This is a genomic window from Micromonospora sp. NPDC023869 (assembly GCF_055559695.1).
The window spans coordinates 1-14,511 of the sequence record NZ_JBVHKD010000021.1 but is presented as its reverse complement, the minus strand read 5'-3'; the positions used below and the strand labels follow the sequence as shown (position 1 = coordinate 14,511).

Below are 14,511 nucleotides of genomic sequence, written 5' to 3'. Positions count from 1 at the left end.
CCGTCGACGACATCGGGCTATTGCCGTCAATCGATGCGCCGGGCATGCTGTTCGCAGCGCCGCACAGCCAGGAGTTCCCGTGCCGGACGCACGCCGCCGGCGGCGTGTACAGCTCTGCCGCTGGTGGTGTGCGGCACGAGTTTGCGGGCAGCGGCCGGCTGGTCGCGACCAGCCCGTTGATCGCGGCGATCCCGCCGCGTCGACGGCACTGGCGCGGGAGCCGACCAGGGGTGCTCCCCCGTGATCGGTCGGTCCGACCTGCCGGGGCCGTCGACGCACCTCCACCGACCAGAGACAGGAGAACGGCTGTGCACATCGCGCGCATCACGCTTGATCCCACGGCTGTGGTGGCCCCGGTCAACCGGCGCACCTTCGGCACGTTCGTGGAGCACATGGGGCGCTGCGTCTACACCGGCCTCTACGAGCCCGGTCATCCGTCCGCCGACGTCGACGGCTTCCGCACCGACGTCCTGGACCTGACCCGCGAACTCGGTGTGACGACGGTCCGCTACCCGGGTGGCAACTTCGTCTCCGGGTACCGCTGGGAGGACGGAGTCGGCCCGAGGGACCAGCGTCCACGGCGTCGTGACCTCGCCTGGCACAGCATAGAGACCAACGAGATCGGCATCGACGAGTTCGCGCGGTGGGCGGCCAAGGCCGACGTCGAGATCATGTACGCGCTGAACCTGGGTACCCGGGGCGTACAGGAGTCCCTCGACGTTCACGAGTACCTCAACCATCCGGCCGGCACCCACCTGTCGGACCTGCGCCGGGCCAACGGCGCCGAGGAGCCCCACGGGATCCGGATGTTCTGCCTCGGCAACGAACTCGACGGGCCGTGGCAGCTGGGGCACAAGGACGCCGACGCGTACGGTCGGCTCGCCGCCGCCACCGCGCGGGGTCTGCGCGCGGCGGAACCGGGCCTGGAGCTCGTCGCCTGTGGCAGTTCCAGCTCCGGCATGCCGACCTTCGGAGCCTGGGAGGCCACCGTCCTGGAACACACCTACGACCTGGTGGACTACGTCTCCTGCCATGCCTACTACGAGGAACACGACGGCGACCTCGGCTCCTTCCTGGCAAGCGCGACGGACATGGACCACTTCATCGACAGCGTCGTCGCCACCGCCGACAGCATCGGTGCCCGACTGCGGAGCAAGAAGAAGATCCAGGTGTCCTTCGACGAGTGGAACGTCTGGTACCTCTCCCGCTTCCAGAACCAGCCGCCAGCGGACGAGTGGCGGGTCGCGCCACGGGTCATCGAGGACGAGTACAACGTCGCCGACGCCGTCGTCGTCGGCAGTCTGCTCATCTCCCTGCTCCGGCACAGTGACCGGGTCACCGCCGCCTGTCAGGCCCAACTGGTGAACGTCATCGCTCCGATCCGGACCGAGCCCGGTGGGCCCGCCTGGCGGCAGACCATCTTCCATCCGTTCGCCCGCACGGCTGCCCTGGCCCGGGGTGACGTCCTGCGTGCGGCTGTCGACGGTCCGACCTATGTGACGGCACGCCACGGTGAGGCGGCGGTGGTCGACGCGGTCGCCACGTACGACACGCGGGCGGGAGAAGTGGCGGTCTTCGTCGTGAATCGTGACGACACCCGACCGGTGCGCTTCGCGGTCGACCTGAGCCGTTTCGAGGGTGCGGTGTCGCGCGTCGAGGCGTCGACCCTCGCCGACGACGACCTGCGCGCCACCAACACCGCCGCCAACCAGGACCGGATCACGCTGCGGCCCACCGAACAGGTCTCGATCGACGCCGGCAGTGCCGAGATCGTGCTGCCGCCGGTGTCGTGGACGGCAGTGCGGTTCTCCCTGGCCTAGACCAGATCCTCGCCGAGTCCGCGACGCAGGTCGCTCCCAGCTGGTCCTATCTGCTGTTCCAGGTCTACGCCAACAGTGTCTACGGGGACACCGCCGGCAGGGCGTACCTGGGCAGCGCCACACCTCAGGACGGACTGCGGGCCTGGCAGGACGTCTCGGTCAGGTACGGCAGAGAACAGGGATTCACGCTCCGGTTACCACCGCGCCGTCCGCCTGAGGTACACATCGCCGCCTTCGTAGGGAGTTCGTCGTGGGAGAACACCGTGATCACCGATGGCTACGCTGGCCGTCGGAGCCGGACCGGGCCCGCCTGGGGTACGGTGCCGACTACAACCCGGAGCAGTGGCCGCGCCAGGTGTGGCGTGAGGACGCACGGGCGATGCGGACCGCCGGGGTGAACATCGTCTCGCTGGCGATCTTCTCCTGGGCCCGGATCCAGCCCGGCGAGGACGAGTGGGACTTCGCCTGGCTCGACGAGGTCATGGACCTGATGCACGAGAACGGCATCGCGGTGGACCTCGCCACCGCCACCGCGTCTCCGCCGCCCTGGCTGACCACCCGGTATCCGGAGGTGCTGCCGGTCGATCACGACGGCCACCGGCTCTGGCCCGGCGGCCGGCAGCACTGGCGGCCGACCTCACCCGTCTTCCGGCGTCACGCGCTGCGTCTGACACGCGAACTCGCGCAACGCTACGGTCCACACCCCGCGCTGACCGCGTGGCACGTCTCCAACGAACTGGGGTGCCACAACGTCCACGACTACTCCGACGACGCCGCGTCCGCCTTCCGCACCTGGCTGCGCACCCGCTACGGCTCGCTGGACGCGCTGAACCAGGCGTGGGCCACGGCGTTCTGGTCACAGCACTACAGCGACTGGGCACAGATCCTGCCGCCCCGGCTGGCCCCCACGTACCCGAATCCCACCCAGCAACTGGACTTCCGACGCTTCTCCTCCGACGCTCTCAAGGATCATTTGCGCGCCGAGCGTGACCTGCTGGTCGAGCTGACCCCGGACATCCCGGTGACCACCAACTTCATGGTGACCGGGGACAGCAACGGGATGGACTACGCCGACTGGGCCGGTGAGGTCGACTTCGTCGCCAACGACCACTACCTCGCCCCCGGCCCCCAGGGGTACGACGAGCTGTCGTTCTCCGCCAACCTGACCGCCAACCTGGCCGGGGGGCGGCCCTGGTTTCTGATGGAGCACTCCACCAGCGCCGTCAACTGGCGACCGGTCAATCTGCCCAAGCGGCCGGGGCAGATGATCCGCGACTCGCTGACGCACGTCGCCCACGGTGCGGACGCGGTCTGCTTCTTCCAGTGGCGGCAGTCGGCGGCCGGTGCCGAGAAGTACCACTCCGCCATGGTGCCGCACGCCGGTGAGGACAGCGACGTGTTCCGCGCCGTCACCGGCCTCGGCGCGGCCCTGCGTACCCTGGCGCCGGTGGCCGGCACGACGCGAGGCCGCGCCCGGGCCGCCATCGTCTTCGACTGGGAGTCCTGGTGGGTCGCCGAGCTCGACTCCAGCCCGACTGACCGCCTCCGCTACCGACAGGAGGCGCTGGACTGGTACACCGCCTTCCTCGACCTCGGTCTCCGCGCCGACGTGGTGCCCCTGACCGCGCCGCTGGAGGACTACGACCTGCTCGTCGCCCCCATCCTGCACGTCGTCCCACGGCCTCTGGCCGACCGGCTCCGGGCCTACGTCGCGGCCGGGGGCCATCTGGTCACCACCTACTTCTCCGGCACCGTGGACGAGAACAACCACGTCTGGCTCGGCGGTTACCCCGGTGCGATCCGGGACCTGCTCGGCATCCGGGTCCAGGAGTTCGCCCCGTTGGCCGACGACCAGAGCGTCGCGCTCGACAACGGCACCACCGGCACGTTGTGGACCGAGCGGATCGAGCTGACCGACTCCGCGACCGAGGTCCTGGCCCGCTACACGGGCGGAGACCTGGCCGGGCACCCGGCCCTGACCCGTCGGGTGGTCGGGGACGGCTCGGCCGCATACGTGTCGACCCGGCTCGGGTCGGCTGGCCTGGCGACCGTGCTGGCCGCGCTCGCGGAGCCGGCCGGCGTGCGCAGTGAACTGCCCGAGGACCTTCGCGGTCGGGTCGAGCTGACGGTACGCGGGCCCTTCCGGTTCCTGATCAGCAGAACGGATCCGCTCGTCGACGTCACCGCACCGGAGTCCTTTGCGCCGGTAGGCGTCGTCGGCGGGGAGTTCGACAGGGACCAGGCCGGGTCCGGCGGCACGCCTGTGCTGCAGCTGCGCGGGGTGACGGTCATGCGGGTGCCGGCTGAGGATCCCGTGCCGCGGTGACGTCGCGTCTGGTCCGGGCAGTGGTGTCCGGACCAGAGCCGACTACCGGGCGCCGTGCGACCCCGGCGACGACGGACGACGCCGGACGGCGCGGTGACCGGGCCCTGAGCAGCGGGTCACAGTGCAAGGGCGGTGCCGTGCCGGCATCCGGAGCAGCCGACCTAAGGTGTCGATGTAGTTGGTGCCCAGACCCCACATCTGGGCGGGGCCGCTCCATGAGGTCAGCGCCGTCTCGCGGGCGGTGTAGACGTACGGGCGGAAGTAGTTTGCGCACGTGGTGGCTGCGACGCTCGCGATGATCCGTACCGTGCCGTTCTCGACGTAGAACTCGGGGCCCAGGTGAACCTGGTGTTGGCGATCCCGGAGTTGACGCTGGCCACATGCGTCCAGGAGGTGAGGTTCGTGCTGGAGGCGATGTGGAAGGTGCCTCCCTTGGCTCTGCGGATACTCGGGTGCGCGGGCCGTGCCTCGATCCCCGCGCTCATCCGGTGGTGCGGGACCAACCGCGAGGTCGCCATCGGCCCACTGCGGTTCCGTGCCGACGGCACCATCCAACCCGTCACGCCCACCCTCTGAGCGGCGTGCCGGCAGAGCCCCGACCACAAATCAACTGAGATCGATTGACAGCCGTATGTTCGATCGAGAAACTGGCTGGTGCGAACCACCGTCCGGGAGTGATGTCGCTTCAGGTTCGCACCGACGCTCCGACGATCAGCACCGCACGAGCCACCACGTCGCGTGGGACGGTTGCCACCGCACACCGCGCATGGAGGATCCGATGCACGTTTTGAAACGATTCATAGCCGCCGCTGCTGTCGCGGCTCTCGCGCTGGGCACGGTGGGCTGCGGGGGCGACGACGCCGGATCGGACTCCATCACGTTGCGGTACTCGTGGTGGGGCAACGCCGACCGCGCCGGGCTGATGCAGCAGGCGATCGACCTCTTCCAGACCCGGAACCCGAACATCAAGATCACGCCAAGCTTCCAGGAGTACGAGGCGTACTGGCAGAAGATCGCGACGGAGACGGCCGGCAACAACCCGCCCGACGTGCTCCAGATGGACTTCTCGTACCTGCGCGAGTACGCCGACCGCAACGCGCTCTACGACCTCAAGAAGCAGGAGGGCGACACGCTCGAACTCGACGATCTCCTCGACGGACTCAAGGGCGCCGGCGAGGTCGGCGACGGGCTGTACGGCGTGCCGGTGGGCGGCAACACCTGGGGATACATCTACAACCCCGCGGTGTTCGCACGCTCCGGTGCTCCGGAGCCGAGACTCGGTTGGACCTGGAACGACTACCGGGCCGCACTCGCCAGGATCACCCAGGCCACCGACGGCAAGGTGTACGGCGGGGGCAACTACATCGGCAGCTACTACAACCTGGAGCTGCAACTGCGCCAGGAAGGCGGGCTGCTGTACACCGAGGACGGCCGGCTCGGTTTCGACAAGGCCCGGCTGGCGAAGTTCCTCACCGAGGGCAAGGCGCTCGCCGACGCCAAGGTCGTGCTGCCGGTGGAGAAGGGCGTCCAGATCAAGCCACAGCACGCGCTGGAGCTCGACCTGATAGCCAGCGACCTGAGCTGGGACAACTTCATGGCCCGGTACGCCGCCGGCACGAAGGAGCAGCTCAAGCTGGGGCCGGTCCCGTCGGACGTTCCGGGCAACTCGGGGCAGTATCTCAAGCCCGCCATGCTGCTCAGCGCCTCGACGAAGTCCAAGCATCCGGAGGCGGCGGCCCGGTTCATCTCCTTCATGATCAACGACCCGGAGGTGGGCAGGATCTTCGGCGCCAACCGGGGGCTGCCGGCCACCAACGCGCAGCGCGCCGCCGCCCAGCTCGAAGGGCCGCTGGCAGCCGTCGCCGCGTACGAGGAGGGGCTCAAGGACCAGTTGACCAAGGCACCACCCGCGCCGCCGAAGGGTGCCGGCACCCTGGAGCAGGCGTTCATCCGGATCGCCGAGGAACTCCAGTACGGCCGGATCACCGTCGACCAGGCGGTCGACCAGTTCTTCGCCGAGTCCGAAGAGACCCTCGAGCCCTGACGATGACAACGGTCACGCCGGCTGCGGATGCCGGGGTCGACAGCGCGGGAATGCCGGGTCGTCGTCGGAGTGCCCGACGGTCCGGCGACGGGGTGGCAGGCTATCTCTTCCTCTCGCCGTGGATCATTGGCATCCTGCTGCTCACTCTCGGCCCGATGCTGGCCTCGCTGTACCTGTCGTTCACCGACTACGACCTGTTCAACCGCCCGCAGTGGATCGGTCTCGACAACTACCGGCGGATGTTCGGGGACAAACGCTGGCTCACGTCGGTGCGGGTCACCGCGTTGTACGTGGTGCTCGCCGTACCGATCAAGCTGGCCTGCGCGCTTGCCGTGGCCATGCTGCTGAACAACGATCGGCGGGGGCGGTCCTTCTACCGCGCCGCGTTCTACGGCCCCTCGCTGATCGGTGCCAGCGTCAGTCTGGCGATCGTCTGGAAGGCGATGTTCAGCGACGATGCCGTGGTCGACCGGTTGCTGCAGACGGTCGGCGTCAGCGTCGGCGGTTGGGCCGGCAATCCCGACTTCTCCCTGCTCATGCTCGTCCTGCTGGCGGCATGGCAGCTCGGTGCCCCGATGGTGATCTTCCTGGCCGGGCTCAAGCAGGTGCCCCGGGAGTTGCACGAGGCGGCCGAGGTGGACGGCGCCGGAGCGTGGCGGCGGTTCCGGTCCATCACGCTGCCGATGATCTCTCCGGTGATCTTCTTCAACCTGCTGCTGGAGACGATCAACGCCTTCCAGGTGTTCACGTCCGCGTACATCGTCGGCGGACCCAACGGCCAACCGGCCGGGACCACCTTGTTCTACACCGTCTACCTCTTCGACCGTGGCTTCGGCGACTACCGCATGGGTTACGCCTCGGCCATGGCGTGGATGCTGCTGGCCGGCGTCGGGTTGGTGACGCTCTTCCTCTTCCGCACCGCCCAAAGCTGGGTGTACTACTCGGGGGACCGGCAATGAGACCGAAGCTGTCCACTGTGGCGTGGCACGTCGGCGCCATCGCGTTGCTCGCCGTCGTGCTGTACCCGATCGCGTGGGTGCTGGCGGCGACCTTCAAGCCCACCGAGGACATCATCGGCAGCCTTCAGCTGCTGCCCACCCGTGTCACGACGGTCAACTACGACCGCGCACTCGACGGCATCGCCGGGATCAGCGTGGCCCGCTTCTTCTGGAACTCGACGGTCCTGGCGGTGCTGTCCGTCGTCGGCACGGTGGCGACCTCAGCCATGGCGGCGTACGCGTTCGCCCGGCTGCGTTTCCGTGGTCGTGGCCTCATGTTCGTCGTCATGATCTCGACATTGCTGCTGCCGTTCCACGTGCTCATCATCCCGCAGTACGTGGTGTTCCAGAGGCTCGACCTCGTCGACACGTACGCACCGCTGCTGTTGGGCAAGTTCCTCGCCACCGAGGCGTTCTTCGTGTTCCTCATGGTGCAGTTCATGCGGGCGATCCCGCACGAGTTGGACGACTCCGCGAAGATCGACGGCGCAGGCCACTGGGGCATCTTCTGGAACATCGTGCTGCCGTTGTCGCGCCCCGCCATCATCACCACCGCGATCTTCACGTTCATCTGGACGTGGAACGACTTCTTCGGCCCCCTGATCTACCTGAGCACGCCGGAGAAGTACCCGCTGCCGTTGGCGTTGCAGCTGTTCATCGACGAGACCGCCGGCTCCGACTTCGGTGCGCTCATGGCGATGTCGATACTCGCGCTGGTGCCCGTGATCCTGTTCTTCCTGTTCTTCCAGCGCTTCCTGGTCGAGGGCGTCTCCACGTCGGGCCTCAAGGGATGAGGCGCTTCGTGCTCTTCGGGGAGTGCCTGACGGCCGGTCTGCTGGTCGCGTTGTCGATCCTTCCGGTCGTCACGCTGCTGCCGGCGCTGGCGGCCGGCTGCGCGCACATTCGCGCGCACGTGGACGGGGAGAGCACAGCGATCCGGACGTTCTTCGTGCGACTCGGCGCGGCGTACCCGGGGAGTCTCCCGTTGTCACTCGGCGTGGCCGCCGGTTATGCGGTCCTCGCCACCGACGTGCTCCTGCTCCGCGCCGGCGTGCCCGGTGGCGGCGTCGTCGCCGCCACCTGCGTCGTCGTGGCCGCGGCGCTGTCGGTGGTCGTCCTGCGCGCCGCGGCCGCCTGGTCGCCGGAGGTGCGGTGGCCCTCTCTGGTACGGCGGGCCGCCCGCCTCGCCGTCCGGGGCGATCCGGGCGGATCTCTGCTCATCGTCATGGCCCTCGGCGTCCTCGTGGTCGTCACCTGGCAGCTACTGCCGCTCGTGGTGCCGATGCTCGGCTGTGTGCTCATGGCCGCGGTGGCGGTCGAGCGCCGCCACGGCACCGTCCCGCCTACGGGCGACCCGCCGATGAGGGAGCAGGGTCGGCGGCATCGGCCACGCTCCGCGCCCGGCCAGACCGGCATCGACCCAGGAGACGACATGACTCACGACAGATTCCGTCGCCGGCTCGCCGCGACCACGGTCGGACTGTTCGCGGCCGCCAGTGCCACCACCGTGCCCGGGGCAGCCCCGCCGGCGTCCGCCGCGCCCGGCCACACCGCTCACGTCAACGTCGTCCAACTGGAGCACCTCGACCGTGGGCTGGTGGCCGCGACCACCGACGACGGTGTGTTCCTCAGCTGGCGCCTGCTCGGACACGAGGTCACCGGATCGACCGATACCGGCCTGACCGGAAGAGACTTCCACGTGTACCGCGACGGCAGGCGCATCGCCACGGTCACCGACAGCACCAACTACCTGGACCGGGACGGCACCCCCTCGGCCCGGTACCGCGTGGCGGCGGTCGTCGGCAGGCACGAGACCGACCGGAGCGCGACGGTGACCGCCTGGCCCGAGGCCTTCCACGACCTCCCCCTGCACAGACCGGCGGACGGCGTCACCCCGGCCGGGGAGAGTTACACCTACTCGGCGGGCGATGTCAGCGTCGGTGACCTCGACGGTGACGGCGAGTACGAGTACATCGTCAAGTGGGATCCGTCGAACGCCAAGGACGTATCGCAGGTCGGCTACACCGGCAACGTCTTCATCGACGCGTACCGGCTGGACGGCACCCTGCTGTACCGCGTCGATCTCGGCGTCAACATCCGCGCGGGCGCGCACTACACCCAGTTCCTGGTCTACGACTTCGACGGTGACGGCCGCTCGGAGATGATGTTCAAGACCGCACCGGGAACCAAGATCACCAGGTACGGCAAGAGGGGTGCCGTCCTCTCCGAGCGGCACATCAGGCTTCCGAAGAAGGACGTCGGAGCGGGCGTCTCGCACACCGACGACTACCGCCTCAGCGCCACCGACTACCACGCGCACATGGTGCGGATGTTCCGGCACTGGCACCGTCATCCCGAGGTGGTCGCCGGGCGCTGGCCCGCCACCCTGGAGCAGGCGTTCGGTATCGCGCCGCGCTACGCCTACCCCCTGTCCCAGCAGGACGCGCAGGCCCTGACGGACCACTTCATGGACGTCTACGCCCCCAGCCGCAACAGCCGCAACAACCTGCGGGCGTTCGAGGGCTTCATCCTGCACGGCCCCGAGTACCTCACCGTCTTCGACGGTGCCACCGGACGGGACCTGCAGACCGTCCACTACAAGCCCGGACGGCATGACGACGGCCTGATGTGGGGCGACTACGCGATGGCGCGCATCGAGCCGGGGAACCGGGTCGACCGGTTCCTCGCCGCAGTGGCGTACCTGGACGGGCGGCGTCCCTCGGCGGTCTTCGCCCGCGGCTACTACACGCGCTCGACACTCGTGGCCTACCGCTGGGACGGCGTCCGGTTGACTCAGAACTGGTACGTCGACAGTGGCTGGACACCGATGACGAACCCGTTCAACGATAGCCCGCACGGTCGGGACGGCACCGACCCGCAGTTCGGCACGATCACCACCCAGGGTCAGCACTCGCTGAGCGCGGCCGACGTGGACGGCGACGGCAGGCACGAGATCGTCTACGGCGGCGCCACCATCGACCATGACGGATCACTGCGGTACAGCTCGTACGGCACCCTGCCGCTGGAGAGCGCCGACCCGGGTGCGTCGGCCCGCATCGGCCACGGTGACGCGATGCACGTGACCGACATCGACCCGGACCGTCCAGGGCTGGAGACGTACCAGGTGCACGAGGGCGGACGGTGGGCCCCGTACGGCTTCACCCTGCGCGACGCCGCCACCGGCGAGCTGATCTACGGGGGCTACACCGGCGTCGACACCGGTCGGGGCATGATCGGTGACGTCGTCCCCGAGCATCCGGGCCTGGAGACCTGGTGCTCGCAGCCCGCCGGGGCGATCGAAGGTCTCGGGCTGCGCGGCGCGGACGGGGCGCGGCTCGGTGACCGGGTGCCCGGCACGAACCAGAGCATCAAGTGGGCCGCCGACATGACCACTCAGATCGTCAGCGGGTCGATCGACATCACCCCGAGCATCGAGGACTGGCGGCGCGGCACTCTGCTCACCGCGCAGGACACGCGCACCAACAACTCCACGAAGGGGAACCCGGGTCTCGTCGCCGACGTGTTCGGTGACTGGCGGGAGGAGCTGCTCGTCCGGACCGTGGACAGTTCGGCGTTGCGGATCTACCTGAGCACCGAGGTGACCGATCGCAAGCTGTACACGCTCATGCATGATCCGCAGTACCGCGCCGAGGTGGCCCGGCAGCAGACGACGTACAACCAGCCTTCGTACCCGGGTTTCTATCTCGGCTCGGATATCGACTGGTCGCGGGTACCGCTGCCCCGGATGTGGACGCCGGGCAGCGCAGCCGTGCCCGGCGACTGGCGCGGCCCTCAGCTGCGTGCCGGTGAGGTGTCCGACTCCCCCGTGACTCGCCGCGCCGATGCGTGAGCCCCGTGTTCGAGCCTGGACGTTCCTGACCGTGTCGGTTCGGGTTCGGGTTCTGGTGTCTCGATGTTCTCTCCGTTCCCGATGTAACCGATACGACATCAGCCTGATGTCCGAGCCGCAGGCCCCTAGTCCAGTGATTGGAAATCCGATGAACCGGATCACATCGATTGACGGTCCTGCCTCAGGGCCGTCACGCAGCACCCGGTCGTCGCGCCGGCTGCTGGTCGCTCTGGTGGCCGCACTGACCGCGCTGGGTGGCGTCGTCGCCATCTCGTCGCCGGCCACTGCCGCCACCCTCCAGTTCCGCGGCATGAACTGGGCCGTGCTGGGAGACAACTTCAGCACCGGCCCGCTCGTCCTACACGGACTGAGCTCGTCCGACAGCAACTCGACGGTGCGCGCCAAGGCCAACGCCCTCTATGACGACATGGCCGCCACCATGGGGGTCAACACCGTCCGGCTGCCGCTCAACACCCACACGGTGGGCACGACGTGGTGGAATGCCTACCGGGGCGCCATCGACGCCGCGACCGAGCGCGGATTCAAGGTCATCCTCGCCTACTGGGAGGACGGCGCCGCCTCCGGCGGCAGGATCACGAACCTCACCGCGTGGAACGCGATGTGGTCGACCGTGACCAACACCTACGGCGCGAACCCGAACGTGTACTTCGAGCCCATGAACGAGCCGCACGGGTACAGCTCGACGGAGTGGCGCAACGTCGCCGCCAACTGGCTCAGCTACCACTACTCGGCAACCCCCGGCCGGGTGCTCATCGGTGGCACCGGCTACAGCCAGGACCTGCGGGACGTCTGCAACGACAGTCGCTTCAACGCCACCCTGCTCTCCTTCCACCACTACGCCTTCTTCTACGGCGCGATGACCTACGACGCCTTCCGAAGCCACATCCAGACCCGCCTCGGCACCTGTGCCTCCCGCGCGGTCGCGACGGAGTTCGGCGCGCCCATGGACAACGGCCTCAACTACGGCGACGCGAACAGCACCGACAACTTCGTGCGCCACATCCGCGCGATGGCGCAGGTCATGCGGGACAACCAGATGGGCGGCACCTACTGGCCGGCCCTCGGCGGCAAGCCCGGCACCATCGGATACGACTGGTACTCGATGTTCTCCCTCAGCGGCAGCGGCACCGACCTCACCCTGAACGTCCGCAACACCTCCGGCGCCGACCGGATCCGGTACGCCTGGGGTGACACCGTCGGCGGCGGCCCCACGACGCCTCCGTCGACGGGAACGTTCTATCGCGTCGATGTCCGCCACAGCGGCAAGGCCATGGACGTCCAAACGCCGAACACCGACAACGGTGCGCGTGTCGGCCAGTACACCTACGGCGGCAGTGCCTGGCAGCAGTGGCGGTTCGAGGATGCCGGCGGCGGCTACTGGCGCATCGTCAGCCGACACAGCGGGAAGTGCCTCGACGTGGTGAGCGCTTCCACCGCCGACGGTGCCGAACTGGTCCAGTACACCTGCGGCACCGGCACCAACCAGCAGTTCCAGATGGTCGCCAACGGCAGTTACTTCCAGCTCCGGGCCCGACACAGCAACAAGTGCGTGGACGTGCCGTCCGCGTCGACCGCGAACGGGGCGAGCCTCAAACAGTATCCGTGCAACACCGGCACCAATCAGCAGTGGTCGCGCACCGCTGTCTGACGGCGGTCTCCACGTGACCGCGATCCGTGGTACGGCCTGGCGGCCCCGGTGCCGCCTCCGTGCGATCACCACCGGTCCGGTCGTGGTCGGGCCCACCCACCTGAGCGTCGCCGCGCGAGCGTGCGACCATCGAAAGGACCGCGTTATGCGCATACGTGCGCAATCCCTGGTCACCGCGGTGGTGACGGCTGTCGTGCTCAGCGTGAGCGCGGTCGCCGTCTCCACCCCGAGCAGCGCCGCTCCCGGCGCGTCCTTCCAGAACCCCGTCGTCGGCACACCCAACAGTGCCGACCCGTGGCTCGGCTACCACAACGGCAACTACTACTACACGGCCACCACCTGGACCGGGAACATCTACATCCGCAAGGCGTCGACTCTCGGCGGCCTGCGGACCGCGCCGGAGACCCGTGTCTTCACCATGTCGCAGCCGAACGCGACGTCGAACATGTGGGCACCCAGCATGCACCTGCTCAACGGCCCGAACGGGCAGCGCTGGTACCTGTACTACTCGGCCGGCCCGAGTGCGTGCTGCGGTGGGCAGCGTCAGCATGTGCTGGAGAGCGCGGGAACCGATCCGATGGGCCCCTACACCTATCGGGGCCAGCTCAACCTGATGCCGAACAACGGCTGGTCGATCGACGGCAGCGTCATGACGGTCAACGGGTCGAACTACTTCGTGTTCTCCGCGTTCACCAACAACAGTGGGTTCGACAACGGTGGCCTGCAGAGCCTGTACATCAGCCGCCTGACCAACCCGTGGACGCCTACGGCGCTGGGTACGCTGATCTCCGACCCCACCTACTCGTGGGAGCGCCAGGGCAATCCCGTCAACGAGGGCCCCTACCTGCTGCAACGCGGCGGGCGCACGTTCCTCACCTACTCGGCCAGCTACTGCGGCACACCCGACTACAAGATCGGGGCGCTGGAGCTGACCGGTGCCGACCCGCTGAGCCGCGGTTCGTGGACCAAGCTGGCCAACCCGCTCTTCCAGCGCAACGACGCCAACGGGGTGTACGGTCCCGCCCACCACTCATTCTTCACGTCGCCCGACGGCACCGAGGACTGGATCGTCTACCACGCCAACTCCTCGGCCTCGCAAGGATGCGGCACCACCCGAACCAGTCGGGCGCAGCGGATCTCCTGGAACCCGGATGGCACACCCCACCTGGGCGTACCGGTCTCGACCTCGACGGTGTTGGCCGGCCCGTCGGGCGAGCTCGACAACGCGAGCCCGATACCCGTTGCGCGGTTGCAGTCGTTCAACTTCCAGAACCGTTACGTCCGGCACCAGGACTACGGCGTCCGGATCGATCCGACCGTCAGCCCGGCGTTGGACGGGCAGTTCCGGGTGGTGCCCGGACTGGCGAACACCGCAGCCGGGTACGTGTCGTTCGAGTCGGTGAACTTCCCCGGCCACTACCTGCGGCACACCGACAACGTCCTCAGGTTGGATCCGAACAACGGCTCGACGACGTTCCGGCAGGACGCCACCTTCCGTCAGACAGCCGGACTGGCGGATCCGTCGTGGTCGTCATTCCAGTCCTACAACTACCCCGACCGTTACATCAGGCACAGCAACTACCTGCTGCGCATCGACCCGATCAGCAACGCCACGGGTCGCGCCGACGCCACGTTCCGCCGGACCGCCTAAGGCCCGTCCCACGAGAAGCGACCGGGCTGTGGTGGGCCCGAACGACGATCGGGGACGGGGTCAGCGGGTCTTCTTCGTTGCGCGTTTGCGGGGCGGGGTCAACAGGTCAGCGACCGCAGCGATGGCAGACGGCACCAGACGGTAATACGCCCA

The 14,511-nt window shown here is 68.4% G+C and carries 9 protein-coding genes and 1 pseudogene; 9 read left to right on the top strand and 1 reads right to left on the bottom strand.

Translation table 11 applies throughout. The features are described from left to right. Window positions 1–308 precede the first annotated feature (308 nt). The 9 genes from arfA to ACZ31C_RS31880 all read left to right on the top strand — a co-directional run bounded on the left by arfA (window position 309) and on the right by ACZ31C_RS31880 (window position 14,358). Entirely contained in the window at window positions 309–1,820 is a 1,512-nt protein-coding gene (arfA, locus tag ACZ31C_RS31920) for an arabinosylfuranosidase ArfA (RefSeq protein ID WP_465798457.1), read from the top strand. A 250-nt stretch (window positions 1,821–2,070) separates the two neighbouring features. Next, window positions 2,071–4,146, top strand: a complete 2,076-nt coding sequence (locus ACZ31C_RS31915) for a beta-galactosidase (RefSeq protein ID WP_465798456.1) — start codon at window positions 2,071–2,073, stop codon at window positions 4,144–4,146. A gap of 339 nt (window positions 4,147–4,485) precedes the next feature. Beyond that, window positions 4,486–4,722: a hypothetical protein gene (locus tag ACZ31C_RS31910; protein WP_465798455.1), complete on the top strand. Its 237-nt coding sequence runs from the start codon at window positions 4,486–4,488 to the stop codon at window positions 4,720–4,722. Window positions 4,723–4,924: 202 nt separating this feature from the next. Further along, window positions 4,925–6,190: an ABC transporter substrate-binding protein gene (locus ACZ31C_RS31905; protein ID WP_465798454.1), complete on the top strand. Its 1,266-nt coding sequence runs from the start codon at window positions 4,925–4,927 to the stop codon at window positions 6,188–6,190. A gap of 92 nt (window positions 6,191–6,282) precedes the next feature. Continuing rightward, window positions 6,283–7,149, top strand: coding sequence for a carbohydrate ABC transporter permease (locus ACZ31C_RS31900; RefSeq protein ID WP_465798453.1), 867 nt, complete (start codon window positions 6,283–6,285; stop codon window positions 7,147–7,149). Next, the gene (locus tag ACZ31C_RS31895; RefSeq protein WP_465798452.1) at window positions 7,146–7,982 is read left to right on the top strand and encodes a carbohydrate ABC transporter permease; all 837 of its coding nucleotides are present in this window, start codon (window positions 7,146–7,148) and stop codon (window positions 7,980–7,982) included. The genes ACZ31C_RS31900 and ACZ31C_RS31895 overlap by 4 nt, the downstream gene beginning before the upstream one ends. Continuing rightward, complete coding sequence (locus tag ACZ31C_RS31890) at window positions 7,979–11,038, top strand: rhamnogalacturonan lyase (RefSeq protein WP_465798451.1); 3,060 nt, start codon at window positions 7,979–7,981, stop codon at window positions 11,036–11,038. The genes ACZ31C_RS31895 and ACZ31C_RS31890 overlap by 4 nt, the downstream gene beginning before the upstream one ends. Window positions 11,039–11,270: 232 nt before the next feature. Continuing rightward, window positions 11,271–12,707: an RICIN domain-containing protein gene (locus tag ACZ31C_RS31885; protein ID WP_465798450.1), complete on the top strand. Its 1,437-nt coding sequence runs from the start codon at window positions 11,271–11,273 to the stop codon at window positions 12,705–12,707. 145 nt (window positions 12,708–12,852) lie between these two features. Next, window positions 12,853–14,358, top strand: a complete 1,506-nt coding sequence (locus ACZ31C_RS31880; RefSeq protein ID WP_465798449.1) for a family 43 glycosylhydrolase — start codon at window positions 12,853–12,855, stop codon at window positions 14,356–14,358. A 60-nt stretch (window positions 14,359–14,418) separates the two neighbouring features. Here the strand turns inward: ACZ31C_RS31880 and ACZ31C_RS31875 are convergent. After that, window positions 14,419–14,511: pseudogene (locus ACZ31C_RS31875) on the bottom strand (transcriptional regulator); the annotation flags it as partial.

Excerpts from the sequence above, each read along its gene's own strand:
- ACZ31C_RS31905 (WP_465798454.1), top strand. The coding sequence starts at position 4,925 with ATGCACGTTTTGAAACGATTCATAGCCGCCGCTGCTGTCGCGGCTCTC.
- ACZ31C_RS31895 (WP_465798452.1), top strand. The coding sequence starts at position 7,146 with ATGAGACCGAAGCTGTCCACTGTGGCGTGGCACGTCGGCGCCATCGCG.
- ACZ31C_RS31890 (WP_465798451.1), top strand. The coding sequence starts at position 7,979 with ATGAGGCGCTTCGTGCTCTTCGGGGAGTGCCTGACGGCCGGTCTGCTG.
- ACZ31C_RS31880 (WP_465798449.1), top strand. The coding sequence starts at position 12,853 with ATGCGCATACGTGCGCAATCCCTGGTCACCGCGGTGGTGACGGCTGTC.